Origin of the sequence: Streptomyces sp. NPDC008092 (assembly GCF_042957285.1) — a bacterium.
Classification (GTDB): domain Bacteria; phylum Actinomycetota; class Actinomycetes; order Streptomycetales; family Streptomycetaceae; genus Streptomyces.
In genome coordinates, this window is record NZ_JBIBHY010000001.1 from 1025846 (window position 1) to 1051329 (window position 25484).

Annotated in this window: 21 protein-coding genes; 11 read left to right on the top strand and 10 right to left on the bottom strand. The window is 74.1% G+C overall.

Annotated elements, in window-relative coordinates; all coding sequences use genetic code 11:
• Positions 1 to 96 precede the first annotated feature (96 nt).
• Positions 97 to 900 carry a polyphosphate kinase 2 gene (gene ppk2, locus ACFZB3_RS04240; RefSeq protein ID WP_391369305.1) on the bottom strand — a complete coding sequence of 268 codons (804 nt, stop codon included), beginning with the start codon at positions 898 to 900 and terminating at the stop codon, positions 97 to 99.
• A 41-nt stretch (positions 901 to 941) separates the two neighbouring features.
• Between ppk2 and ACFZB3_RS04245 the strand changes: the two genes are divergently transcribed.
• Positions 942 to 3326 (top strand): phosphoketolase, encoded by a 2385-nt coding sequence (locus ACFZB3_RS04245; protein ID WP_391369308.1) that lies wholly within the window; start codon positions 942 to 944, stop codon positions 3324 to 3326.
• Positions 3327 to 3353: 27 nt separating this feature from the next.
• On the opposite strand, the gene ACFZB3_RS04250 is transcribed toward ACFZB3_RS04245, so the two are convergent.
• On the bottom strand, positions 3354 to 3734 hold the full coding sequence (locus tag ACFZB3_RS04250) for an anti-sigma factor antagonist (RefSeq protein ID WP_391369311.1): 381 nt from the start codon (positions 3732 to 3734) through the stop codon (positions 3354 to 3356).
• Between the two features lie 266 nt (positions 3735 to 4000).
• Here ACFZB3_RS04250 and ACFZB3_RS04255 point away from each other — a divergent pair, with 266 nt between their 5' ends.
• The 6 genes from ACFZB3_RS04255 (at position 4001) to ACFZB3_RS04280 (ending at position 11875) form a co-directional block, all read left to right on the top strand.
• A complete protein-coding gene (locus tag ACFZB3_RS04255; protein WP_391369314.1) occupies positions 4001 to 4441 on the top strand; it encodes a pyridoxamine 5'-phosphate oxidase family protein in 441 nt (146 codons plus the stop codon).
• Between the two features lie 310 nt (positions 4442 to 4751).
• Positions 4752 to 6497 (top strand): GAF domain-containing protein, encoded by a 1746-nt coding sequence (locus ACFZB3_RS04260; RefSeq protein ID WP_391369317.1) that lies wholly within the window; start codon positions 4752 to 4754, stop codon positions 6495 to 6497.
• A 172-nt stretch (positions 6498 to 6669) separates the two neighbouring features.
• On the top strand, positions 6670 to 7404 hold the full coding sequence (locus tag ACFZB3_RS04265; protein ID WP_391369329.1) for a CBS domain-containing protein: 735 nt from the start codon (positions 6670 to 6672) through the stop codon (positions 7402 to 7404).
• Positions 7401 to 8003 carry a hypothetical protein gene (locus ACFZB3_RS04270; RefSeq protein ID WP_391369332.1) on the top strand — a complete coding sequence of 201 codons (603 nt, stop codon included), beginning with the start codon at positions 7401 to 7403 and terminating at the stop codon, positions 8001 to 8003. The genes ACFZB3_RS04265 and ACFZB3_RS04270 overlap by 4 nt, the downstream gene beginning before the upstream one ends.
• A 429-nt stretch (positions 8004 to 8432) precedes the next feature.
• Positions 8433 to 9041, top strand: coding sequence for a TetR/AcrR family transcriptional regulator C-terminal ligand-binding domain-containing protein (locus ACFZB3_RS04275; protein WP_391369335.1), 609 nt, complete (start codon positions 8433 to 8435; stop codon positions 9039 to 9041).
• Positions 9038 to 11875, top strand: a complete 2838-nt coding sequence (locus ACFZB3_RS04280) for an AAA family ATPase (protein ID WP_391369338.1) — start codon at positions 9038 to 9040, stop codon at positions 11873 to 11875. Before ACFZB3_RS04275 ends, ACFZB3_RS04280 begins: the two co-directional genes overlap by 4 nt.
• On the opposite strand, the gene ACFZB3_RS04285 is transcribed toward ACFZB3_RS04280, so the two are convergent.
• Together ACFZB3_RS04285 and ACFZB3_RS04290 are read right to left on the bottom strand one after the other, a co-directional pair.
• Complete coding sequence (locus ACFZB3_RS04285) at positions 11844 to 12596, bottom strand: methyltransferase domain-containing protein (protein WP_391369340.1); 753 nt, start codon at positions 12594 to 12596, stop codon at positions 11844 to 11846. The genes ACFZB3_RS04280 and ACFZB3_RS04285 overlap by 32 nt on opposite strands.
• Positions 12597 to 12703: 107 nt before the next feature.
• A complete protein-coding gene (locus tag ACFZB3_RS04290; RefSeq protein WP_391369772.1) occupies positions 12704 to 13099 on the bottom strand; it encodes a nuclear transport factor 2 family protein in 396 nt (131 codons plus the stop codon).
• Between the two features lie 63 nt (positions 13100 to 13162).
• On the opposite strand from ACFZB3_RS04290, the gene ACFZB3_RS04295 reads away from it, so the two are divergent.
• Entirely contained in the window at positions 13163 to 13741 is a 579-nt protein-coding gene (locus ACFZB3_RS04295; RefSeq protein ID WP_391369343.1) for a helix-turn-helix transcriptional regulator, read from the top strand.
• A 54-nt stretch (positions 13742 to 13795) separates the two neighbouring features.
• Here ACFZB3_RS04295 and ACFZB3_RS04300 read toward each other — a convergent pair whose 3' ends face one another.
• The 4 genes from ACFZB3_RS04300 to ACFZB3_RS04315 form a co-directional block, all read right to left on the bottom strand.
• Positions 13796 to 14923 (bottom strand): NlpC/P60 family protein, encoded by a 1128-nt coding sequence (locus tag ACFZB3_RS04300; protein ID WP_391369346.1) that lies wholly within the window; start codon positions 14921 to 14923, stop codon positions 13796 to 13798.
• Between the two features lie 96 nt (positions 14924 to 15019).
• Positions 15020 to 15568, bottom strand: a complete 549-nt coding sequence (locus tag ACFZB3_RS04305; RefSeq protein WP_391369349.1) for a sigma-70 family RNA polymerase sigma factor — start codon at positions 15566 to 15568, stop codon at positions 15020 to 15022.
• 53 nt (positions 15569 to 15621) lie between these two features.
• Entirely contained in the window at positions 15622 to 16287 is a 666-nt protein-coding gene (locus ACFZB3_RS04310) for a M15 family metallopeptidase (protein ID WP_391369352.1), read from the bottom strand.
• An 85-nt stretch (positions 16288 to 16372) separates the two neighbouring features.
• Positions 16373 to 19420 carry a BTAD domain-containing putative transcriptional regulator gene (locus tag ACFZB3_RS04315; protein ID WP_391369353.1) on the bottom strand — a complete coding sequence of 1016 codons (3048 nt, stop codon included), beginning with the start codon at positions 19418 to 19420 and terminating at the stop codon, positions 16373 to 16375.
• Positions 19421 to 19816: 396 nt separating this feature from the next.
• Here ACFZB3_RS04315 and ACFZB3_RS04320 point away from each other — a divergent pair, with 396 nt between their 5' ends.
• From ACFZB3_RS04320 to ACFZB3_RS04330, 3 genes are all read left to right on the top strand, one after another.
• Positions 19817 to 20752 (top strand): hypothetical protein, encoded by a 936-nt coding sequence (locus ACFZB3_RS04320; protein WP_391369355.1) that lies wholly within the window; start codon positions 19817 to 19819, stop codon positions 20750 to 20752.
• A 92-nt stretch (positions 20753 to 20844) separates the two neighbouring features.
• Positions 20845 to 21300: a hypothetical protein gene (locus ACFZB3_RS04325; protein ID WP_391369357.1), complete on the top strand. Its 456-nt coding sequence runs from the start codon at positions 20845 to 20847 to the stop codon at positions 21298 to 21300.
• 204 nt (positions 21301 to 21504) lie between these two features.
• Entirely contained in the window at positions 21505 to 23553 is a 2049-nt protein-coding gene (locus ACFZB3_RS04330; RefSeq protein ID WP_391369359.1) for a phosphocholine-specific phospholipase C, read from the top strand.
• A gap of 90 nt (positions 23554 to 23643) precedes the next feature.
• Here the strand turns inward: ACFZB3_RS04330 and ACFZB3_RS04335 are convergent, their stop codons facing one another.
• On the bottom strand, positions 23644 to 24579 hold the full coding sequence (locus ACFZB3_RS04335) for a hypothetical protein (protein ID WP_391369361.1): 936 nt from the start codon (positions 24577 to 24579) through the stop codon (positions 23644 to 23646).
• Positions 24576 to 25409, bottom strand: coding sequence for a phosphatase PAP2 family protein (locus ACFZB3_RS04340; RefSeq protein WP_391369364.1), 834 nt, complete (start codon positions 25407 to 25409; stop codon positions 24576 to 24578). Before ACFZB3_RS04340 ends, ACFZB3_RS04335 begins: the two co-directional genes overlap by 4 nt.
• Between the last annotated feature and the right edge of the window lie 75 nt (positions 25410 to 25484).

The following is a 25484-nucleotide window of genomic DNA, read 5'->3' on the forward strand; positions in this document are numbered from 1 at the left end:
CCGGGACGCGGGCCGGGACCGTCGAGGGACCCGACCGGTCGCGGTCGCACCGGGCGTCGTACCCGGGCGGAGGCGACCGCGGTGACCGGCCGCTGCTCAGAGACCGGCCGCGTGGTCGGGGACGTAGGTCTGCAGATCCCGCGGCGGGCGCTCGTAGCCGGTCGACGGCGGCCGCTTCGGGAGCTTCAGCACCGGCGGCGGCACGTCGTGGTACGGCACCGTCGACAGCAGGTGGGCCATCATGTTCAGCCGGGCCCGGCGCTTGTCGTCGCTCTCCACGACGTACCAGGGAGCGTCGGGGACGTCCGTGTGGACCAGCATCTCGTCCTTCGCCCGGGAGTACGCCTCCCAGTGGGTGATCGACTCCAGGTCCATCGGCGAGAGCTTCCAGCGCCGCACCGGATCGTCGAGACGCTTGCGGAACCGTTCCTGCTGCTCGGTGTCGCTCACCGAGAACCAGTACTTGCGCAGCAGGATCCCGGACTCCACCAGCATCCGCTCGAAGATCGGGCAGTGCCGCAGGAAGAGCTGGTACTCCTCCTTCGTACAGAAACCCATCACGTGCTCGACGCCGGCCCGGTTGTACCAGGACCGGTCGAACAGCACGATCTCCCCGGCCGCCGGGAGATGCTCCGCGTACCGCTGGAAGTACCACTGGGTGCGCTCGCGCTCGGTGGGCTTCGGCAGCGCCGCGATCCGGGCGATCCGCGGGTTGAGGTGTTCGGTCACCCGTTTGATCGTCCCGCCTTTGCCGGCCGCGTCCCGTCCCTCGAAGATCACTACAAGACGTGCGCCCGTGGCCCGCACCCACTCCTGCAGTTTCGCCAACTCGGTCTGCAACCGCAGCAGTTCCGCTTCGTACACCTTGCGCGGCAGCTCCGCCGCCCGCTTGCCGGCCATGCCGCCTCCACCGCCCGATGACCTACCCATGGAGCCATCCGATGTCCAAGGTCGAACACCAGGACGCCACCGTACTGTCAGATGAGGAACTGCGCACCCTGGACGCGCACTGGCGTGCCGCCAACTACCTCGCGGCGGGCCAGATCTACCTGATGGCCAACCCGCTGCTCACCGAGCCCCTGCGGCCCGAGCACATCAAGCCCCGGCTGCTCGGCCACTGGGGCACCTCACCGGGCCTGAACCTCGTGTACACCCATCTCAACCGGGTGATCAGGGCGCGCGGCCTCGACGCGCTGTGCGTGTGGGGGCCGGGCCATGGCGGCCCGTCCGTGCTGGCCAACTCCTGGCTGGAGGGCAGCTACAGCGAGACCTACCCGGACGTCACCCGGGACGGGGCGGGGATGGGCCGGCTGTTCCGGCAGTTCTCCTTCCCCGGCGGCGTACCCAGCCACGTGGCCCCCGAGACGCCCGGTTCCATCCACGAGGGCGGCGAGCTCGGCTACTCCCTCTCCCACGCCTACGGCGCGGCGCTCGACAACCCGGACCTGCTGGTCGCCTGCGTGATCGGCGACGGCGAGGCGGAGACCGGGCCGCTGGCCGCCTCCTGGCACTCCAACAAGTTCCTCGACCCGGTCCATGACGGCGCCGTCCTGCCGATCCTGCACCTCAACGGCTACAAGATCGCCAACCCGACCGTCCTGGCCCGCCTGCCGGAGTCCGAACTGGACGAGCTGCTGCGCGGCTACGGCCATCTGCCGATCCACGTCACGGGCGACGACCCGCGCGAGGTCCACCGGGCCATGGCGGCGGCGATGGACGACGCGCTGGACCGGATCGCCGTGATGCAGCGTTCGGCGCGCGAGGAGGGGGTCGCCGAACGGGTGCACTGGCCGGTGATCGTGCTGCGTACGCCGAAGGGGTGGACCGGTCCGGTCGAGGTGGACGGCGTGCCCGTCGAGGGCACCTGGCGGGCCCACCAGGTCCCGCTGGCCGGTGTCCGGGAGAACCCCGAGCATCTGCGGCAGCTGGAGGCGTGGCTGCGGTCGTACCGGCCCGAGGAACTCTTCGGTCCCGACGGCCGTCCCGCCGCCGACGTGCTCGCCTGCGTCCCCGACGGCGCGAAACGGCTCGGCGCGTCGCCGTACGCCAACGGCGGGCTGCTCGTCCGCGACCTGCCCCTGGCCGACCTCGACGAGTTCGCCGTCCCCGTCGACAAGCCGGGCACCGCCCTGCACGAACCCACCCGAGTCTTCGGCGACTTCCTGGCCCGCGTCATGGCGGACACCGGGACCCGCCGGGACTTCCGGCTGGTCGGCCCGGACGAGACCGCCTCCAACCGGCTCCAGGCCGTCTACGGTGCCAGCGGCAAGGCCTGGCAGGCCGAGCGGCTGCCGGTCGACGAACACCTGGACCGGCACGGCCGGGTGATGGAGATCCTCTCCGAACACACCTGCCAGGGCTGGCTGGAGGGCTACCTCCTCACCGGCCGGCACGGGCTGTTCTCCTGCTACGAGGCGTTCGTGCACATCGTCGACTCGATGGTCAACCAGCACATCAAGTGGCTCAAGACATCGCGGGAGTTGGCGTGGCGGGCGCCCGTCGCCTCCCTCAACTACCTGCTCACGTCGCATGTCTGGCGCCAGGACCACAACGGCTTCTCGCACCAGGACCCCGGCTTCGTCGACCACGTCCTCAACAAGAGCCCCGAGGTCGTCCGCGTCTACCTCCCGCCGGACGCCAACACCCTGCTCTCGGTGGCGGACCACGCGCTGCGCAGCCGCGACTACGTCAACGTGATCGTGGCCGGCAAACAGCCCTGCTTCGACTGGCTCTCCATGGACCAGGCCCGCGTGCACTGCGCGCGCGGCGCCGGGATCTGGGAGTGGGCCGGCACCGAGAACGGCACCCACGAACCCGACGTGGTGCTCGCCTGCGCCGGTGACGTGCCCACCCAGGAGGTGCTCGCCGCCGCCCAGCTGCTGCGCCGGCAGCTGCCCCAGCTGGCCGTGCGGGTGGTGAACGTCGTCGACATGACGAGGCTGCTTCCGAAGGACGAACACCCGCACGGCATGACCGACTTCGAGTACGACGGCCTGTTCACCGCCGACAAGCCGGTGATCTTCGCCTATCACGGGTACCCCTGGCTGATCCACCGCCTCGCCTACCGCCGCACCGGCCACGAGCACCTGCACGTGCGCGGCTACAAGGAGTCCGGCACCACGACCACGCCGTTCGACATGGTCGTCCGCAACGACCTGGACCGCTACCGCCTGGTCATGGACGTCATCGACCGCGTTCCCGGCCTCGCCGTCCGGGCCGCCGCCGTACGCCAGCAGATGGCCGACGCCCGCACCCGCCACCGGGCCTGGATCCGCGCCCACGGCACCGACCTGCCCGAGGTCGCCGACTGGACCTGGAACGGCTGAACGTCCCGGACGCGGGCGCGGGCCCGGTCAGGCGACCGCTCCGGGGACGTCCTCGGCGGCGAGGGCGTCGGGGAGGCCCGGATACAGCTCGAAGGCGTCGCCCAGGCCCGTGCGGCGCAGCAGCCGGCGGAAGTCGTCGTCCGGTGCGACCAGGCGCAGTCTGCCGGTGCGGTACCGGACCCGGTTGCGGGCCCGGCACAGGAGGCCGAGGCCGGAGCAGTCGATGAACGAGATTGGGCTCAGGTCGAGCACCAGATCGGGCTCCGCACCGGACGTCAGGTGGTCGAGGACCGCGGAGAGGACCGGAACCGCCAGGAGGTCGAGGTCGCCGTGCAGGGCGACGACGGTGGTGCCCCCGTCGGTACAGGTGGTGCGGTACGTCGCGGACCTCGGGTGGTTGTCGGCCATGAAGAGAGCGAAGTCCAGCCGGCGGGTCGTGCGGAAGTGCCGTTCGGCCCTCTCGACGACCTGGCGGCGGGCCCGAACGGCCCGTCCTGCGGTGCTCCGGCACGGGAGGGACCGTCCGGCCGTCGACGGGGGCCGAACGGCCCCACGCGGACCCCGCCGAGCCGGGACAAGCTGGATGGGCGCTGAGAGAGCTGTCGTGAGAGAGCTGTCGTGAGAGAGCTGTCCTGAGAGAGCTGTCGTGAGAGAGCTGGGAGACGAGGCGGCCGATGTATGCCAACGACGGATTCCGTGAACTCGACCGGCGGGAGTGCCTGCGGCTGCTCACCGGGGTGCCGGTCGGCCGTATCGTCCACACGCGCGGGGCGCTGCCGGCCGTGCTGCCCGTCAACTTCGGGCTGGACCGCGACGGAGCGGTGGTCCTGCGCACGTCCGAGGCCTCGGAGCTGGTGCGGGCCGTCGACGGTTCCGTCGTCGCGTTCGAGGCCGACGAGGTCGACGCCGTCGCACAGGCCGGCTGGAGCGTCGTCGTGACCGGCCGCGCGGCCGTGGTCACCGACCCCGGCGAACACGCACGGCTCGTCCGGGACGGCCCCACGTCCTGGGTTCCGTCCCCGCGGGAGGTCTTCGTCCGCATCGAGCCGGAACTGGTCACCGGACGCGCGCTGACCGGCGGCCGCACCCGGTACGGCCTGGACCCCATCTCCTGACCCCGCCGCGCGCCCGTCGGCACAGGCGGCACGGAGCGGCACCGCGGGGGACCGGTGCCGCTCCTGAGCCCAGTCTCGCCCCGGCCCGTGCCCCGCGGCAGGCACCGATGGTCACCGTTTCCGGGCTGGTCGGCCCTTACGGCTCGGGCGGCGCACCCGTTACGGACGCTCCGCTCCGGTCGTGTCCGGCGCGCTGCGCGGACGCCCGGCCCACTTGCCCGATCCAGGTGCCCGACGCGGTCGGCGCCCACTACGGTGGGCTTTGACCGGACCTGCCGGTGTACGAGTCGACGGGGTCGGGAGGAGTGCGGTGGAGAGCCACGAGGCGGCCCGGGTGCGGCTGCCGCAGCTCAGGCTGGACGAGCTGCTCGAAGAGCTGCAGGCCCGGCTGGACGCCGCGCGTGGCACCCGGGACCGGGTGCACAGTCTGCTGGAGGCGGTGCTCTCGGTCGGCCGGGAACTGGACCTGGAGCAGGCCCTGCGCGGCATCGTCGAGGCGGCGGCCGTGCTGGTCGACGCCGAGTACGGGGCCCTGGGCGTGATCGGCCCGGACGGCAGGCGGCTGTCGGCCTTCCACACGGTCGGCGTCACCGAGGAGGAGATCGCCAGGATCGGCCCGTTCCCGGAAGGGCACGGGATCCTCGGAGAGCTGATCCGCCACCCCGAGCCGCTGCGCCTGACCAAGCTCTCCGAGCATCCGGCCTCGTACGGCTTCCCGCCGAACCACCCGCCGATGAACACCTTCCTCGGCGTCCCGATCCGCGTCCGCGACCAGGTCTTCGGCAACCTCTACCTGACCGAGAAACGCGGCGGCGGCCGGTTCGACGAGGAGGACGTGTCGGTGACGTCCACGCTGGCCGTGGCCGCCGGCGTGGCGATCGACAACGCCCGGCTGTACGAGGAGTCGCGGCTGCGCGAGCGCTGGCTGCGGGCGAGCGCGGAGATCACGAACAGCCTGATGTCCGGCACCGCGACCGCGGATGCCCTCGGGCTGATCGCCGAGCAGGCCCGGGAGATCACGGGCTCGGCGCTGGCCGCGGTCGCGACTCCCATGGCGGACACGGGCTCGCTCACCGTGGAGATCGCCGTGGGCATGGACGCCGACGCGCACCGGGGGCTGGTGCTCGCGCCGAAGGGGACGCTCATGGGCCTGGCGTTCGCCGAGGGCACCGCGGTCACCAGCACGGACGTGGTCCATGACGAGCGGGTCTCGCCCGAGCCGCCGCGGTTCGCCGGGCTGGGGCCCGCGGTGGCCAGCCCGATCGGCACGGGTGAGACGGGTGTGCGTGGTGTGGTGCTGCTGGCGCGTGAGGCGGGCCGGCCGCCGTTCACCGCGAAGGAGACCGAGCCCCTTCAGGTCTTCGCGGCGCAGGCGGCCCTCGCGATGGAGCTGGCGGAGCGGCGGCGGGACGCCGAGGAGATCGCGGTGCTGAAGGACCGCGACCGGATCGCCCGGGATCTGCACGACCTGGCGATCCAGCGGCTGTTCGCCACCGGGATGACCCTGCAGAGCGCCGGGCGCTTCATCGAGCACTCGGAGGCCTCCGAGCGGGTGCTGCGGGCCGTGGACGACCTGGACGAGACCATCAAGATCATCAGGTCGACCATCTTCGGGCTGCGGACCCGGGAGGGCGGGGCCGGCAGCGGGCTGCGGGCGCGTGCCGTGCGGGTGGTCGGTGAGGCGGCCCCGGCACTCGGGTTCGCGCCGAGCGTCCGCATGGAGGGGCTGATCGACACCGACGTGCCCAAGGAGATCGCCGACCACGCGGTGGCCGTCCTCTCCGAGGCCCTGACCAACATCGCCCGGCACGCCCGTGCCGACCGCACGGAGGTCGTCCTCGCGACCGACGGCCGGGAACTGGTCCTCACCGTCCGGGACAACGGCGTCGGCATCCCGCCCGACGGCCGCCGCAGCGGACTGCGCAACATGGCGGAGCGCGCGGCGGAACTCGGCGGCAGACTGGAGTGGGACTGCCCCGGAGGCCCCGGAGGCCCGCAGGGTTCGCAGGGCGGCGGTACGACGCTGGTGTGGCGGGTGCCGGTGACGGGGCCGTAGCGTCGAATAGCCCCCGCCACCCGATCCGGCGAAGAACGGGACCAGATCCAAGACCCTGACCAGGACCCGGACCGGGACCGGGACGGGACCGTTCGGCCCATGCCCGCGGAGCACGGGTAACCGATCCTGAGGGTGTCGGACGGACCGCCGCAGCCGGACTCTGGAGGTCGTCATGACCGGCTCTCCACACGTCGTGGACGACGTGATGACCCACACCGTGCTCGCCCTGCGCCATGGCGCAGCCTTCAAGGACATCGTGAGGGCCATGCAGCAGTGGCGGGTGAGCGCGGCCCCCGTCCTCGCCGACGACGGCCGCGTCGTCGGCGTCGTCTCGGAGGCCGACCTGCTGCGCACGGAGCAGGCCCGCTGCGACGGTCCGGGCCCGGGCCCCGCGGCCGGGCCCACCGAGGCGACGGCGATGACCGCCGAGGAGCTGATGACCGTACCGGCGGTCACCGTCCACCCGGAGACCGCACTGCCGGAGGCCGCGCGCACCATGGCCCGGCACGGCGTCAAGAGGCTTCCGGTGGTCGACGCGGACGGACGGCTGCGGGGCGTCGTGAGCCGCGCCGACCTGCTGAAGGTGTTCCTGCGGGACGACGAGGACATCGCCGCGGAGATCCGGCGCGAGATCCTCCCGCACCTGTTCGCCGACTCGGCCGACCGGGTGCGCGTGCAGGTCCGCGACGGCGTCGTCACCCTCACCGGCCGGGTCCCGGACAGCGCGCTGGGCCCGGTGGCCGCCGGGTGGGTGCGGTGCGTGGACGGCGTGGTCGCCGTGGACTGCGCGCTCGCCGGTCCGCCCCGCCGCCCGGACCTCGACCCTGACCTTCCCGACGCGGAGCACGCCCCGTCGACGCGCGGCCGTACCTCCTCCCGGGCCCCGGGCGAAGCCGCCGGATCATGAGTACGACGCGTGGCGTGCGCGTGACCAGGAGACTTCTCTGGCGCTGGCGGCACAATCCGCTGCGGCGCCACAGCGACGTCGTGGAAGCCTGGATCGTGCTCGCCGTGTGGACCGTGGCCCTCCTCGGCGGACTGCTCGCCGGAGCGGCGGCCGGCGCGGCCGTGCTCCAGAACGTCGCCGACCGCCGCGCCGCCGTCCACCCCGTGTCGGCCCGCCTGACCGAGGACGCGGCACGCGGCGCACCCGTCCTCGACAGCTACGACGTGGGGAAGTCGTGGGTCACCGTGCGCTGGACGGGCGCGGACGGCTCTCCCCGCACCGGCCTGGCCAAGGCCCTGCCCACGGCCGGGGCGGGCAGCCTGCTGCGGATCTGGGTGACCCGCGACGAACGGCCGGCCGGCCCGCCGCCGAGCCGGGCCGAGGTCACCTACGAGTGCCTGGCGAGCGCCGCCCTCGTGGCCCCGCTCGCCGCCACCGCGGTGTGGGGCGGCGGATGGCTGGTCCGCCGGCAGCTGATGCGCCGCCGGCTCGCCGAATGGGACGCGGAATGGCGGCAGGTGGGGCCCCAGTGGCGGAACTTCAGCGGCGGCAAGGGATGAGGCGGGACACACCCGGGGATGACGTGCGGCTCCGGCCGGACCAGGCGGTACGACGGTCACGTGGCCGCGGTCGCCCGTCGGCCGAGCCGCATCCAGACAGCCCGGGTCAGGTGCCGGGGGCGTCCGTACATCCAGGTCATGTGGCCGAAGCCGGGGGTGTGGCGCGTTCATACCGTGGGGCGGGTCCGCGAGATGCACGTCCCGGGGACGGGGATCGGCACGAGCGTGCTCGACGTCATCGGGTGGGCCGGGTCGGGTCGGCGGTCCGTCCGGTCGCTGCTGCCGGCCGGCTCCAGGTGGTGACGAACAACCGCCCCTCCCGCCCCCGGCTCTCCGGAGGGGCGCGGTACGGCGTGCGCGGCCCGGTGCCGGGCAGGGTCGGCGACCGGGTCCGGGTAAACGCAGGATACTTGCGTTAAGGTATGCGGCATGAGTACCGAGCCGGTGCGCCGGCGCACCGGTGGCCGCAGTGCCAAGGTCCGCTCCGCCGTCACGGCGGCCACCCTCGAACTGCTCGCGGAGTCGGGCCCGGACAGGCTGAGCATCGCCGAGGTGGCGGCGCGCGCCGGAGTGCACGAGACCTCGATCTACCGGCGCTGGAAGACCCGCGAACGGCTCGTCCTCGACTCGATGACCGAGCTCAGCGACGAGCTGCTGGCGGTCCCCGACACGGGTTCGCTGCGCGGGGACCTGGTCGCCCTGGGGCAGCGGATCGTCGGCTACGGAACCTCTCCGCTGGGCTCGGCACTCGTCCGGAGCCTCGCCGCCCACGACGACGACGCCGACGCCGCGCGGAGCCGGCACGAGTTCTGGGAGAACCGCCTCACCGGGGCCGAGGTCATGATGGAACGGGCCAAGGCCCGCGGCGAGCTCCCCGCCCACGTCGACAGCCGCACGCTGCTGGAACTGTTCGTCTCGCCGATCCACTTCAGACTGCTGCTCACCCGTCAGCCTGTGGACGGCAGCTACCTGGAGCGGATCGCCGACATCGCGGTCGCGGGCACGACGGCGCTCGCGCCACGCGGGGAAGCGCTGTGACGGCCCCCGCAACTCCGGCCGGCGAGGCAGCCGTTGACCTCGACGCGGGGGCGGGCCCGGGGCCGGGCGGCCGCCTCGTCGGGCGGTCGGCGGAGCTGGCCCTGCTCGACGGGTTCCTCGCCGCCGCCGGGTCCCGGGGCGCCGCGCTGATGCTGACCGGCGACGCGGGCGTCGGCAAGAGCGCCCTGCTGGACGCCGCGGCGGCGCGGGCGGCCGAGCGGGGCTTCAGGGTCGTGCGGGTCGTGGGCTCGCCCTTCGAGGAGAGCGTCAGCTTCTCGGCCCTGCACCAGCTGCTCCAGCCGCTGGCGGACGAGATGGCCGCGCTGCCCGCCCGCCGGGCGGGCGCGCTCCGCGCCGCCCTCGGCCGGTCCGACGAGCAGCCGGCCGAACTCCGCGCCGTGGCCGGCGCCGTCCACACCCTGCTGTCCCGGACCGCGGCCCGCACCGGCCCCGTCGCACTCGTCGTCGACCAGGTGACCTGGCTCGACCGCCCCAGCGCGGTCGTCCTGGCGAGCCTCGCCCGCCACATCCGCACCGGCCCCCTGGCCCTGCTGGCCGCCTCCCGGACCGGCGACGAGTCGTACTTGAGCGGCGCCGGCCTGCCCACCCACGAGGTCCCGCCGCTGGACCCGGAGTCCGCGCACCGCCTGGTGGCGGAGCGCTTCCCGGCCCTGCCGCCGGGGGTCCGCGGCCGGCTGGTCACCGAGGCCGCCGGCAACCCGCTGGCCCTGCTGGAGCTGCCGGCCACCCTCGACGGGGCACGGCTGACGGACCGCGGACCGCTGCCGGCCGCGCTGCCCCTGTCGGAGCGGCTGCAGAGGATCTACGGCGACCGGATCGGCAGCCTGCCCGAACCGACGCGGGACCTGCTGCTGCTCGCCGTCCTCGACGGCTCCGGCCGCCTGGACATCCTCCGACGGGCCGGGAACGCCGACGTGCCGGCCGCCCTCGGTCCCGCCGAGCAGGCGGGCCTGGTACGGGTGGAGCCCACCACCGGCCGGCTCGCCTTCCGGCATCCGCTGACCCGGTCCGCGGTCCTGGAGCTGTCGACGGGCGCCGAGCGCAGGCGCGGGCACCTGGCCCTGGCCCGCGAGTTCCCGGCGGGATCCGAACACCGGGCCCGGCACCTCGCCGACGCCACGATCGGGCCGGACGACGAGGTGGCCGCCCTCCTCCACGAGGTCGCCCACCGCACCCTGGGCCGCGGCGACGCCGTCGGTGCCGTCACCACCCTGCTGCGCGCCGCCGAACTGAGCCTCGACGGCACGGCCAAGGCCAGGATGCTGACCGAGGCGGCCTGCCTGGGCGCCAACATCACCGGCGACCTGCGCAACGTACGCGCCCTGCTGGACGGCGCGGCGCTCGCCGACCCCGCGGACCCCGGCTCCCTGGCCGCCGCGACCGCCGCGGCCAGCCAGCTCGTCAACGGCGAGGGCGATGCCGACACCGCCCACAAACTCCTCGTCGGCGCCCTCGGCGGCCGGCACCCGCAGCACCGGTTCGGCACCGACGTCCTGCACGAAGCGGTGCTCACCCTGGTCCGGGTGTGCTTCTACAGCGGCCGGCCGGAGCTGTGGCGGACCTTCGACGACGTGGTCCGCGAGACCCCGTCGGCGGCCGGCGAACCGCTGCTGCCGGTGCTCCGCGGTGCCCTGGGCGACCCCGCGCACGCCGCGCTGCCCGTGCTGGACACGCTCGACGGCCTCATCGCGGACCTGCACCGCGAGACGGACCTCAGGCGGATCATCGGTGCGGCCGCCGCGGCCGCCTTCGTCGACCGGCTGCCCGGCTGCCGCGGCGCGCTGCGCCGGGTCGTCGACAGCGGCCGCGACGGTGGTGCCGTCGCCGCCGCGATCGAGGCGAGCTTCATGCTGGCGAACGACGCCTACTTCTCCGGACGGTGGGACGACATACCGGAGCTGACCGAGGAGGGGCTGCGCTGGTGCGACCGGCACAGCTACCGGCTCACGGCGCAGCCCTGCCGGTACCTGCGGGGCCTGCTGGCCGCCGCCCGGGGCGACACCCGCACCGCGCTGACCGTCGCCGACCGCCTGGTGTCCTGGGGCGGCCCCCGGCGGCTGGACACGCTGGGCGTGTACGCGGCCCACATCAGGGCGATGTGCGCGCTCGGCGGCGCCGACTTCGAGAGCGCGTACCGGCACCTGGCGTCGGTCGTCACCCCGGGCGAGCTGCCGCCGTACCAGCCCCATGCCCTCTGGTTCTTCCTGGACTTCGCCGAGACCGCGGCCCGCACCGGCCGCCATGCCGAGGCCGCCGACCATGCGGCCGCGGTCCGGGAGACCCACATCCCCGCCGTCTCGCCCCGCCTGGCGATGCTGGCCGACGCCGCCCGGGCCGTCGCCACCCCGGACGCCGTCGCCCACGACCTGTTCGAGCGCGCCCTCGCCACCCCGGACGCCGAGCGCTGGCCCTTCGAACGGGCACGGATCAGCCTGCTCTACGGCGAACGGCTGCGCAGGGCCAGGGCGGGCGGCGCGGCCCGGGTCCATCTCGACGCGGCGCTCACCACCTTCCGGCGCCTGGGCGCGGTCCCCTGGAGCGACCGGGCCGCGAACGAGCTGCGGGCCAGCGGCATCGCCGTCGCCGGCCCGGCGTCCGGTGCGCACGGCGCGGCCCTGCTCACCCCGCAGGAGCTGCAGACGGCCCAGCTGGCCGCGACCGGGCTGACCAACAAGCAGATCGCCGCCCGGCTCTACCTCTCGCCCCGCACGGTGGCCGCGCACCTGCGCAGCGCCTTCCCGAAACTCGGCGTCTCCTCCCGCGCGGGCCTGCGCGACGCCCTCAGCGGCCGGCCCCGGGACGGGCGGTACTGAGCAGCATGTACGGCGCCCGGCCCATCCCGGCCGCCGGGTCGGGCCCGGCCACGGCCGGGGTGACGGCGGCGGGTGCTGCGAACCCGGCCCCGGTGAGCAGGGCGGTGTAGGCGGACACGGAGCGGAAGTGGCAGACCGTCGTGACCGAGCCGCCGTCGAGCCGGCGCAGTTCGGTGGGCACGGGCGCCCCTTCCGCGTAGGACGCGCCGGGCTCGCCGTACCGCAGGGTGGCGAACTGCTCCCCGACCGCGGCCGGGTTGAGGTCGGCGAGGACGTAGGGGGCGCCGGGCCGGAGCACCCGGTGGATCTCGGCGGTCAGCGCGGCCAGCCGCAGGTCGTCGGGGTCGGTGCAGTAGACCAGGCAGCAGACGGCCGCGTCGACGGTGCCGTCCGGGATCCAGGCCAGCGAACGGCCGTCGAAGAGGCGGTAGTCGACGCGCGGGTGCGGGCGGTCGGCGCGGGCGATGTCCAGCATGTGCGCCGAGGGGTCGACGCCCTGCACCGACCAGCCGCCGCCCCGGGCCAGCTCCAGGGCGAGCGCGCCGGTGCCGCAGCCGATGTCGAGGACGGTCGCGCCGGGGTCCGGGGGAGTGCCGACCCCGTCGAGGACCGCGGGGAAGATCAGCTGCCGGGCCAGCCGCATGTCCCGGTCGCGGTAGGCGGCCGCCGCGGCGGGGGTGTCCCAGGCGAGCGCCTGCGGCCGGTCGGAGGAAGCGGTCATGGCCCGAGTCTCGTGGCCGGTGCCCCGGCCCCACCAGTCCCTCGATCGGGCGACCCGGTCCCCCGGCCGGGCGGCGCGGGCGCCGGGCCCGCCGCGTTCCGCCGGGGTCACCGCGCGGCGGCGGCCTCCTCGGCGATCTGCTCGAACCGGGCGCCCATCGCCTCGGACAGCGCCTGCGCGGCCGACAACGGGCGCACCATCACCGTCAGTTCGTCGATCTTCCCGTCCTCGTCGAAGTGCAGGAAGTCGCAGCCCTGGAGCTGCTTGCCGGCGACCGTCGCCGTGAACACGAAGGCGTGGTCGCGGCCGTCCGGGTTCGCGATCTCCCGTACGTACGTGAAGTCCTCGAACACCTGGGACACCGCGCGCAGGATCGCGGCCGTGATCGGCTTGCCCGGGTACGGCTTGAAGGCGACCGGGCTGGTGAAGACGACGTCGTCGGCGAGCAGGGCGGCCACGGCGGCCATGTCGCCGTCCTCGACGGCCTTGCGGAAGGGGTGCACGGGGGGCATGGGGTCCACCTCACCTATTCAAAAAGTTGAGTAGGCGCATGCTAGCGTGCACGCATGGCTCTGCGGAACGCGGTGATGGCCGCCCTCCTGGCGGGCGAGGCCTCCGGCTACGACCTCGCCAAGGGATTCGACGCGACGGTCGCCAACTTCTGGACGGCGACGCCCCAGCAGCTCTACCGCGAGCTGGAGCGCATGGCGGCCGAGGGGCTGGTCACCGCCCGCGTCGTCGAGCAGGAACGCCGCCCCAACAAGCGGCTGTTCTCGCTCACCCGGGCCGGCCGCGAGGCGGTCCGCGCGTACACGGCCGAGCCCCCGGCCAGGCCGTCCGTGGTCCGCGACGAACTGATGGTCAAGGTGCAGTGCGCGGACGCCGGCGACCTCGATGCGGTCCGCACCGCCGTCGCCGGGAGCATGGAGTGGGCCGCCGCCAAACTGGCCCGCTACGAACGGCTCCGGCAGCGCCTGCTCGCCGGCCGCTCGGAGGAGGCGTACTTCGCCGAGGCCGAGCGCATCGGCCCGTACCTGACGCTGCTGCGCGGGATGTCCTTCGAGCGCGAGAACCTCCAGTGGGGGGAGCTGGCCCTGCGCAGACTCGAACAGCGGGCGGCCCTTCATAAGCAACAAAGTGAGTAGCGGTACGTGAAGGCGGGGTGCCCTGCGGGCCGGGCACCCCGCGGCCGGCCCGGGTCAGCAGGTCGCGACCCCCGGCAGCCAGTCCGGGCCCTTGACGTAGATGTTCGTCAGCCACGCGCCGTTGGTCAGCTTGGACCAGGCGTCGTTGGTGTACCCCTCGGCGGTGACCGTCTGCGCGTGCGCCTGGCAGACCACGTTGACCGTCGTCGGCTGCGGGAAGTAGTCCACGACACCGGCGTTCACGTTGGGCTCGCTGTGCGTGCGCACGCCCGTGCCCCAGGTCTGGAACGCCGTGCTGCCCCCGCTCGGCGGCGGCGGGTTGTCGCCGCCGCAGTCCGGGATGCCGGGCAGCTCGGCCGGGCCCTTGATGTAGATGTTGGTCAACCAGGAGCCGTCGGCCAGCTTGGCCCAGATGTCGTTGGTGTAGCCCTCGGCGCTCACCTCCTCCGCGTGCTCCTGGCACTGGACGGAGACCTGCGTGGGACCGGCGAAGGTGTCCACCACCGAGGCGTGCACGCTCGGCGTGGAATGCGTGTGCACCCCCGTGCCCCAGGTCTCGAACGTCGAACCGCCGTTCGCCGGCGGGGGCACCGGCGTACCGGTCGGGTTGATGCGGACCGCGCCCGCGTAGTCGCCGCCCGTGCGGACCGGGGTCACCCGGATGTGGGTGCCCGACTCGTACGCCTCGACCATCTGCCCCGCGCCCAGGTACATGGCGACGTGGTGGATGTACCCGCTGCCCCAGAACATCAGGTCACCGGGGACCAGCGGAGCCGTGCCCTGGGCCGCCGAGAAGCGGGCCGAGGCCTGCGGGCTGTGGAACTGGTCGTCGGCGGTGCCGTTCAGCAGGTCCCGGCCGGTCGCCCGGTAGTACGCGTACCGCATCAGGCCCGAACAGTCGAAACCCATGCGCTCGTTGTCGTGCAGGCTGTCCGGGTCGGAGCCGTCGTAGTAGCCGTACGTGGCCCCGGGCGTGGCACCGTGGCCGCCGCCCCAGCTGTACCAGACGCCGATCTGGGAGCAGGCCGCCGCGACGGCGGCCTGCGCGGTGGCCGAGGCACCGGAGGCCAGCACACCGCACGAGGTGTCCTGGGCCGCGGCGTGCGCGGTGACGGGAAGCAGCGGGGCCGTCGCCAGGGCCGCGACCGCCGCGAGCGTCCTGGCAGGCGTGATGAGGTTCAAGGTGTACGTCCTTCGTCGACGTGGAGCCGGGTGCGGGGGTCGGGCGGATCCACCGGGTGCCGCGCCCCACCCCCGTCGGGGCGCGGCACCCGGAGCTCAACCGGCCAGCGCCGCGCGCATCTTGGCCAGCGCCCGCATGCGGTTGCGCTGGACGGTGCCGCGATGGGCGCCGAGCCGTTCCCCGGCCGTGTCGTGGGTGAGCCCCTCCAGGTCGACGAGGATCACCGCGGCCGCCTCCTTCGGCGAGAGCACGCTCAGCAGCGCGAGGGCGGTGGCCGAGGCCTCGTAGCTGCCGAGACCGCCGTCCCAGCCGGCCTCCGGCAGCCGGTCGGTGGTGCGCTCCCGCCGGGACGGGTGCAGCCAGGAGTCGCGCAGCAGGTTCAGCGCGACCGTGCAGGTGTAGGCGTACGGATGCTGCTGGGGCGTCAGGTTCCTGGCCCGGGCCCGCCGGGAGAGCCGCAGGTACGTCTCCTGGAGGAGGTCGTCGGCGTCGTGCGGGTTGCCGGTCAGGGCGAGCAGCCGTCTGCGCAGTCTGGGCATGTCGGCGGTGAAGCCGGCGTCGAACTCGGCCGGGCTCACGGGCTCGTGGACGTCGTCCACGTCGTCGCGCGGGTCGCGCGTACAGGTACCGCCGTGGATCTCCATGGTCGTCCCCCCGATGGTGGCTGGTGATGTGGAAGCGGTGCCCGGTCCGTCGGTCAGGCGGGCCGGACGGGTGCGGCGGCGGGTCCGTAGCGGGCGGCCGGTGCCCCGCTCAGCAGAGCCCAGTACCGGTCGCCGTAGGACCAGTGCCACCACTCCGTGGGGTAGTTGACGAAACCGGCCGTGGTCAGCGCCCGGTCCATCAGCGCCCGGTTGGCGCGCGCCTCGGCCCCGACGTTCGGCGCCCCGGTACGGCAGGCGCCCGCGCTCTCCTCCGGGGTGGCGTTGACCTCCGTGCCCAGCGGCAGCTCGGTGCCGTCCGCGGTGCACAGGGTCAGGTCCACCGCCCCGCCGCTCACGTGCGGGGCCACCTCCGGCGGGGAGATGTAGGCGCTGGCCAGCTCCCGGATCCGGGCCGGACCGGCATCGGGGTGGACCGCGCGCAGGGTCGCCGCGTACTGCTCGAAGTAGCGGCGCTGCAGGCCGGGCGGCCGGAACCCCTCGACCACCAGGAACCGGACCCCGGCGGGCAGCAGGGACTGGGCCTGGAGCAGCCGGCGCAGCGCCCCGAGGCGCAGGTGCGCGTAGCTGCCGTCGGCGTCGGCCTGCCGTAGGTCGATCCGCAGGCCGGGTGTCTCCCGCAGGTCGACCAGTGGTTCACCGCACTCCTGCTCGGTGACCTCGGCGACCCGGGAGTCGGAGAGCGTGATGATGTCCGTCACGCAGAACAGCGTGCCGGGGGCCTCTGCAATTGCTCTGCAGCTTCCCTGCAAGCGCGTCACCGGGCCTTCCGCGGCCGGGGTCCGGCTACGGCGTCTCGTCCCCCGCCCGCTCCCACGCCTCCCGGACGCCGACCGACCGGAAGACCTCCATGGCCTCCGCCCGCGCCGCCCGCGCCCGTTCCGCCTCGCCGTCGGCCGACCACACCCCGGCCAGGTCCCACACCGTGCGGGCCCGCCACAGCGGCAGCCCCAACTCCGCCCAGAGGGCCGCCGCCCGCTCCAGCGGCTCCCGGGCCGCGTCGGTGTCACCGGCCGCCAGCCGCAGCTCCCCGAGCGTGCGCAACGCAAGCGCCTCGCCGAACCGGTCCTGGCGCTCCCGGGCCACGGCCAGGCAGCGCATCAGCCGCCGTCCCGCCTCCGCCGGCCGGCCGGTGCGCAACTCCACCTTGGCCAGCGCCTGTTCGGTGTACATCACCCCGAAGGTGTCGTGCAGGCCGGTGAAGACCCGCAGCGCGTCGAGGAAGAGCCGTTCGGCGTCGGCGTACCGGCCCTCGGCCCGGTCGCACAGGGCCAGCGAGCGCAGGGTGAGCCCCTCGCCGTGCTGGTCGGCCGCCGCCCGGTACAGCGCGAGGGCAGCGGACAGCGCCGCCCGGGCCTGCGGGCTACGCCCCTGTTCGCGGTGCACGTAGCCGATGCCGTACAGCACACCCGCCCGGGCACCGGCGTCGCCCGTCTCGCCGTACCGCTCCAGCGCGGCCTCCAGCAGCTCCAACGCCTCCGGATAGCGGGCCTGTTCGCGGCGGGCGGTGCCCATCCCGGCGAGGGCCACGGCCGCCCCGTCCGGCAGCTCCTCCCCGAACAGCCGCAGCGCGTCCGAGAAGTAGGCGTAGGAGTCCTCGAACCGGTCCTGCTCGTAGCGGAGCTGACCGAGCCCGGCGAGGAGCCAGGCCTCGCCCTCCACGTCGCCGCCGCGCCGTACCGCGGCCATGGCCGCCGTGTGCGCCCGGGACCAGGCGTCGAACTGGTTGTACAGCGCGGCGGAACTCGCGATCAGCGCCCCGGCGAGATCGCGCGCGGTGCGGGCCATGCCGTGGTCGGCGCAGTGCGTCACGGCGGCCAGCAGTCCGGCCTGCTCGGCGGCGAACCAGGCCGCGGGCCGGGCGAGGACGGCCTCCTCGGTCTCCGGGTCGAGCGGGCGGACGGCGGCCGGTTCGGGGAAGTGGCGGGTCGCGCCGCCCGGGCCCCGGGCGGCGGCCTTCCGGGCGAGGTCCAGCCAGCTCGCGGCCAGCCGGAGCACCGCGGCCGTGCGGTCCTCGGTGCTCTCCTCGGCGAGGCAGCGCTCACGGGCGTGTTCGCGGGCGAGGTCGTGGATGCGGTAGCGGGCCAGGCCGGTGCCGTCCACGCCGACCACGTCGACGAAGTGGCGGTCCACCAGCCGCTCGACGGCCTCCTCGGCCTCCTCCGTCCCTATGTCGAGCAGCGGAGCGGCGATCCAGGCCGCGAAGTCGGGCAGGTCCAGCAGGGCGAGGCGGCGCAGGGCGCGGCGTTCCTGCGGGGCGAGGTCCGTGTAGCCGAGTTCCAGGCTGGCCCGCAACTCCAGGTCCCCTGCGCTGAGTTCGTTGAGCCGGCGGCGCTCGTCGCGCAGCCGGCCGACGAGCCGGCCGGGTGCCCAGTGCGGACGGGCGGCGAGGCGGGCCCCGGCGATCCGCACCGCGAGCGGCAGCCGCCCGCACAGGGCGACGATCTCGGCGGCCTGCCCCGGCTCCGCCCAGCTCCGTCCGGCACCGGCCACCCGGCGGAGCAGGTCGAGGGCCTCGGCCTCGTCCGGGACGGCGAGGTCCAGATGGGCGGCGCCCTCCAGCGCCACCAGCCGGCGGCGGCTGGTGATCAGCACCGCCGAACCGGGGCCCGGCGGGAGCAGGGGCCGCAGATGCGCCTCACCGGCCGCGTTGTCCAGGACGATCAGGGTCCGCCGGTGCCCGATGTGGGTGCGGTACAGGCCGGTCAGCTCCTCGACGCCGGAGGGCAGCGTGTCCGGGTCGACGCCCATCGCCCGCAGCAGCCGGGCCAGCGCGTCGGCGGGTTCCAGCGGGGTGGTGTCGGCGGCCCGCAGGTCCACGAAGAGCCGGCCGTCCGGGAAGAGGTCGGCGGTGCGGTGCCCGACATGCACGGCGAGGGCGGTCTTGCCGATGCCGGAGCGCCCGGAGATCACCCCGATCGGCGGCGCGGTCCGGCCGGGGTCGCCGACGCCCCGCACCAGCTCGGTCGCCCACTCGACCTGCTCGGTCCGGCCCACGAAGTCGGCGATGTCGGGCGGGAGATGGGAGGGCGCGGGGCGGGACCGCCCGTTCCGGGGAGCCGGTACCGGCCGCGCGGCCCGCCCGCTCCCCAGCGTTCCGGTGTCCTGGGTGAGGACGGCCTGGTGCACCGCCCGCAGCTCCGGCCCCGGGTCGATGCCCAGTTCGTCGCGGAGCACCGACCGGCCCTCCTGGTAGACGCGCAGCGCGTCGGAGACCCGGCCGGTGCGGAACAGGGCGGTCATCAGCTGGCCGCGCGGCCGCTCGCGCAGCGGATGCGCGGCCACATGGGCGAGCAGCGGGGCGATGGCGCCGTCCGCGCGGTCCAGGTCCAGGGCCAGCCCGAAGGACTCCTCCTGGGCCACCAGCCGCAGCTCCGCGAGCCGGGCCGCCTCGATCCGGGCGAACGACTGGCCGAGCCCCTCCAGCGCCTCCCGGCCCCGCCACAGCCCCAGCGCCTCGGTGAGCGTGTCGGCGGCCTCCTCCGTGCGGCCCAGGGAGCGCCCGGCCGCGAGGAGTTCCTCGAAGCGGCGGGCGTCGACCCGGTCCGGGGCGAGGCCGGCGACGTAGCCCGGCGGCCGGGTGCGGACCACCTCGGCCGTGCCGACCCGGGCCAGGGCCCGGCGTACGGCGGAGACATGGGTGGCGACCAGGGCACCCGCGGTGGCCGGCGCCTCCTCGTCCCAGACGAAGTCCACCAGGCGCTCGGTGGAGATCACCTCGCCCAGGTGGACGACGAGCGCGGCGAGGACGGCCAGTGGCCGGGAGCCGCCGAGCGGGGCCCGTCTGCCCCCCTCCCAGACCTCCACCGGGCCGAGCAGACGTACTTCGAACATCGGTCCCCGATCGCCGCCCCGCGGATGGCGACAACGATATCGGCGGCCACCGTCCGGGCACGCCGACTGCCGGGCCGTCGTGTCCGGAACCGTTCCGTCCCCCCGGTCGGACGGAACCGCCGCGACGCCCGGTATGCCGACCGGGGACAGGCCCGTCGGCGCTGCGGGAGCCGTTCTCCCTCCTGTCTCGGTTGGCTGGTTTCTGTGGGTGGCCATAGCGGCCCCTGTGCGGGAGACGGCCGGCGGCCGGCTCCCGTATGACCGCGCACCCCGGTCCGCCGCGAATTCCGCGGCGCCGGAAAAACCCGGCGGCCGCATGTCATACGAACGCCCTGCCGGCGGCGTCAACGGCCCGTAAGCCCCGAGCCGTTCGCCGTACGTCCAAGGAGCCGCCCGATGAAGCGCACCGCCTTCCGCCGAAGGACCGCGCGGCTGAGCGCCGTCGCCGCCGTGGCCGCGCTCGCCCTCACCGGCTGCTCCCGGACGTCCGGCGACGGCTCGGCCCCCGTCGCCGCGCACCGGGTCCGCGACCTCACCTACGCGGAGGACCTGCGGGTCTCGGACGCCGAACAGCGCCTGGTCGCCCGGTGCATGGCCCGCCACGGGTTCCGCTACTGGACGGACCGCCCGCTGAGCCTGGCCGAGAGCAGGCCGCTCGGCTACGTCCAGGACGACGTGAACTGGGCCCGCACCTACGGATACGGCAGCCGCATCACGGCGAAGGAGGACCGCGCCCGGCTGCACAACCCCAACAGCGCCTACCGCAAAGGCCTCGGCGCCACCCGGCGGGCCGCGTACGACACCGCCCTCGACGGCGGGCGGCGGGCCGAACTGCTGCGCACCGACGTCCCGGGCGGCGGCGAGGTCAGGAAGCAGACCGGCGGCTGCGACGCCGAGGCGGAGCGCCGGCTCTACGGCGATCCGCAGACCTGGTTCCGGCTCGACACCACCGCGAGCAACCTGCGCCCGCTCTACGTCGGCAAGCTGCTGCACGACCCGCGGTTCACCGCCGCCGTGCACGCCTGGTCGGCCTGCATGAAGCGGGCCGGCCACCCCTACCCGGACCCGGACGCGGCCCGGCAGGCCACCCGCGAGCACCCGGCGGTGCAGACCCGGGCCGAGGAGGCCCGGAGCTTCGCCGCCGAGACCCGGACCGCGGTCGCCGACGCCACCTGCGCCCGCCAGGTCTCCCTCAGGTCCGTGGGCCAGGACCGCGAGGCCCACTACCTGGCCCGGCTGGACGGCGAGTACGGCGCCCGGCTGGACGCCTACCGGCAGGTGCGCCTGACGGCGCTGGAGCGCGCCGAGCGGATCGTGCCCGCCCGCGCCTGACACCCGCACCTGCCGTACCCCATGACTCCGCGGCGCCCGCCGCGGCCCTCTCCCACACCGACCGCCTCCGACGAGGCAGAACGGGATGCATCATGCGCAAAACGACCCTCGCCCTCACCACGCTGGCCCTCGCGGCCGTCGGCTTCGTGCTGCCGGTGAACGCCCACGCCTCCGCCGGCTGCAACGCGGCCTGGCCGGGCCGCGACGGCAACGTGCGGGCCTGGCGGGACTGGGACTGCGCGGGCGGCCTGCTCGGCGTCAGCGCGGGCAACGACGCCAGCTGGTCCGACAACGCCGGCGGTTTCCAGGGCGTCGGCAACATCGCCTCCTCCGTGATGAACAGCGGCTACGTCGGCGGCAAGGACGTCGTCGCCTTCTACTACCTCACCAACTACGGGGGCGGCTACGGCTGCCTGAAGCCGGGCGAGCTCTACGTGGACGACCTCACCCGCGACCACTTCACCGACGGCCACCCCATGAACGACAACATCCTGTCCCACCAGTGGGTGACGGAGAGCGCCTGCGCCGCGGGCTCCTTCATCAGCTGACCCCGGGCGGCCGGCCGCGGTCACCGTCCCCCCGCCGCGGCCGGCTCCGGCTCCTTACCGATTACCTACCTCACGTACCGCCGAGTTTCACATCCGCGCCACCGGACCCTTCCCTGACGTTCGATGCCCTTGGAACACTCGCACCCGCGCACAATCCGCCCTGTTCCGGCCAACCCGTGCGTCAGGATGAGAGGTCGCTCACCCATGCCCGAAGTCAACCGGCGCAGATTCCTCCAACTCGCGGGCGCCACCACGGCGTTCACCGCGCTGTCCAGCAGCATCCAGCGTGCCGCCGCGCTGCCCGCGAACCACCGCACCGGGTCGATCGAGGACGTCGAGCACATCGTCGTCCTGATGCAGGAGAACCGGTCGTTCGACCACTACTTCGGCACCCTCAGCGGCGTCCGCGGCTTCGGCGACCCCCGCTCGGTCACCCAGAACAACAAGTCCGTGTGGAAGCAGTCGGACGGCACGAAGGACATCCTGCCCTTCCACCCGGACGCCGACGACCTGGGCCTCGCCTTCCTCCAGGACCTCCCGCACGGCTGGAACGACACGCACACCGCCGTCGACGGCGGCAAGTACGACAAGTGGGTGCCGGCCAAGGGCTCCACGACCATGGCGTACCTGAACCGGGACGACATACCGTTCCACTACGCGCTCGCCGACGCGTTCACCATCTGCGACGCCTACCACTGCTCGTTCATGGGCTCCACCGACCCGAACCGCTACTACATGTGGACGGGTTACACGGGCAACGACGGCCAGGGCGGCGGCCCGGTCCTCGGCAACGACGAGGCCGGCTACAGCTGGACGACGTACCCGGAGCGCCTGGAGAAGGCCGGCGTCTCCTGGAAGATCTACCAGGACGTCGGCGACGGCCTGGACGCGGCCGGCGGCTGGGGCTGGATCCAGGACGCCTACCGCGGCAACTACGGCGACAACTCGCTGCTCTACTTCAAGCAGTACCAGAACGCCCAGCCCGGCGACCCGCTGTACGACAAGGCCCGCACCGGCACCGACGCGACCAGGGGCGAGGGCTTCTTCGACCAGCTGAAGGCCGACGTCAAGGCCGGCAAGCTGCCGCAGATCTCCTGGGTGGTCGCCCCCGAGGCGTTCACCGAGCACCCCAACTGGCCGGCCAACTACGGCGCCTGGTACGTCTCCCAGGTCCTCGACGCGCTCACCGCCGACCCCAAGGTGTGGGCGAAGACGGCCGTGTTCATCACGTACGACGAGAACGACGGCTTCTTCGACCACCTGATCCCGCCGTTCCCGCCGGCCTCCGCCGCGCAGGGCAAGTCCACGGTCGACCCGGCCCTGGACCTCTTCGCGGGCAACGCGAGCCACCCCGCGGGCGCCTACGGCCTCGGCCAGCGCGTCCCGATGCTCGTCGTCTCCCCGTGGAGCAAGGGCGGCTTCGTCTGCTCCGAGACGCTCGACCACACCTCGATCATCCGGTTCATGGAGGCCCGCTTCGGCGTCCACGAGCCCAACATCTCGCCCTGGCGGCGCACCGTCAGCGGTGACCTGACCGCCGCGTTCGACTTCTCCCGCAAGGACACCAAGCCGGTCGCGCTGCCGGCCACGGACGGCTACCGGCCGCCGGACGGCAACCGCCACCCCGACTACGTGCCCACCCCGCCCGCCAACCCCTCCCTGCCCAGGCAGGAGCGCGGCTCGCGGCCCACCCGGCCGCTCAGGTACGCCCCGCTGGTCGACGGTTCGCTGGACGCGGCGGCCGGGAAGTTCACCCTCACCTTCGCGTCGGGCGCGCACGCCGGTGCCGCCTTCCTGGTGACCTCCAACAACCGCACCGACGGCCCCTGGAGCTACACCACCGAGGCCGGCAAGTCCGTCTCCGACACCTGGAACTCGGTGTACTCGGGCGGCTCCTACGACCTGACCGTGCACGGCCCGAACGGTTTCCTGCGCACCTTCCAGGGGCGCGGCAAGGTGGCAGGGCCCGAGGTCACGGCCCGGCCGCACGGCGACGACATCGAGCTGACCTTCACCAACAAGGGCAGCGGCACGGTGAAGCTGGCGGTGGCCGACGGGTACGGCGGCCGGGGGCGCACGTTCACGGTGCGGGCCGGGGCTGTGGTGACGCACATCGTGCACCTCAACCACAGTGAGCGGTGGTACGACCTGACGGTCACGTCCGCGTCGGACGCGGGCTTTGTGCGGCGGTTCGCCGGGCACGTGGAGAACGGGGAGCCGGGGGTCAGCGACCCGGCGATCATCACGGTGTGAGCTGCGCCCAGGGGGCGCGGGGGACTGTCGGGCGGCGGCTGCGAGTGATCCGTGGCCGGCCGCGCGGTTCCCCGCGCCCCTTCGGGGCGCTCAGAGGGCCGTCAGTTTCTTCGGTTCCGACGGCTGGCGGGGGAGCAGGGTCGGGTCCAGGGCCAGGACCGCTGCCACCGGGTGTTCGTCGTCGTCCAGTTCGAGGACCGGGGTCGGCGGGGTCACCCGGGTGAGCAGGACCACGCCCCAGGAGGCCAGGCCCGCGCCCGTGAGGGCGAGCAGTATGCCCCACACGCCGCCTTGCAGGCCCTGGCCCAGGAGGGCCAGGCCGATGACCGACGCCGCCATCGGGTTGGACAGGGTGACGACCGCCAGCGGGGCGCCCAGGCCGCCGCGGTAGGCCGTCTGGGAGAGCAGCAGGCCGCCCACCGCGAACGCGGCGACCAGCAGGGCCACCACGACCACCTCGACGCTCAGGGCCGGGCCCGAGCGGTCCGTCGCCGCCACGGTCACCGTCTGGGTGAGGGCCGAGGCGACGCCCGAGGCGATGCCGGACGCGGTCGCGTGCCGCAGGCCCGGGCGGGTGCCGGGGCGGGACAGGACACCGATCAGGGCGGTCGTCGTACCGGCGACGGCGAGGGCCTCGGTGAGGCTCATCACCTGGTGGGGTGCCGGACCCGAGGCCGTGACCAGGAGGGCGCCGAGGCCCAGCAGGGTCAGGGCGGTGCCCCGCCACTCCGTTCCGGTGACCCGGCGGCCGGCCACCCGGGCGCCCATCGGCACGGCGGCCACCAGGGTGAGCGCGCCCAGCGGCTGGACGAGGGTGAGCGGGCCGTACTTCAGGGCCACGACGTGGAGGAGGGCGGCGCCGGCGTTCAGGCCCACCGCCGCCCACCAGGCACCGGAGCCGAGCAGCCGCAGCAGGCCGGCTCCGTCGGTCTTCGAGGCGAGGCGCTCCTGGGCCACGGCGGCGGCCGCGTAGGCGACGGCCGAGACCAGGGAGAGGCCGACGGCGATCAGGGCCGCGGCGCTCATCGTCCCGCCCCCACCAGCGCGGGCTCCTCGGTGACGAGGCGCCGGGTGCCGCGGCCGGCCGTGGTGGCGGTGCGGCGCGGCGAGCGAAGCGAGGTGGGGGTCCCCCCGGACGAAGTGTGGGGGCGGATCACGGCCAGGGCGGCACCGAGCATCGCGGTGGCGACGATCGCGTCCAGCCAGTAGTGGTTCGCGGTGCCGACGATCACGAGCAGGGTGATCGCGGGGTGCAGCAGCCACAGCCAGCGCCAGCGGGACCGGGTCGCGACGATCAGGCCGATCGCCACCATCAGGGCCCAGCCGAAGTGCAGCGAGGGCATCGCCGCGAACTGGTTGGAGAGGTGGTCGCTGGAGGGCGGGCCGTAGACGGAGGGGCCGTAGAGGCGGGCGGTGTCGACGAGGCCGGACGCGGCCAGCATCCGGGGCGGTGCCAGCGGGAACGTGAACGGCAGCACCAGGGCGGCCGCGGTCACCAGGGCGAGGACCCGGCGGGCCCAGACGTAGTGCGCGGGCCGCTTCAGGTAGAGCCAGACCAGGAAGGCCAGGGTGGCCGGGAAATGAATCGTGGCGTAGTAGGTGTTGGCCAGGTGGACGAGGGTGTCGCCGTGCAGCAGTGCGGACTGCACGTCGACCTCCGAGGGCAGGTGCAGCGTCCGTTCCAGGTCCCAGATCCGGTGGGCGTTGTGCAGGGCCTCGGCGGTATGGCCGGTGGCCAGCTGGCGCCCGAATTTGTAGACGAGGAAGAGCCCCGCGACGAGCAGGAACTCACGGACGAGCGGCGGCCGGGCTATTTCGCCCGGCTCCGCTGATGCCGGCTCGGACTGGGATCTCATCCCAGGCCCCCTCACTGACGGTGGTGCTGTGCGAGTCCCGGACGGTGGCCCGAACTCTTCGATACGGAAGCGTAC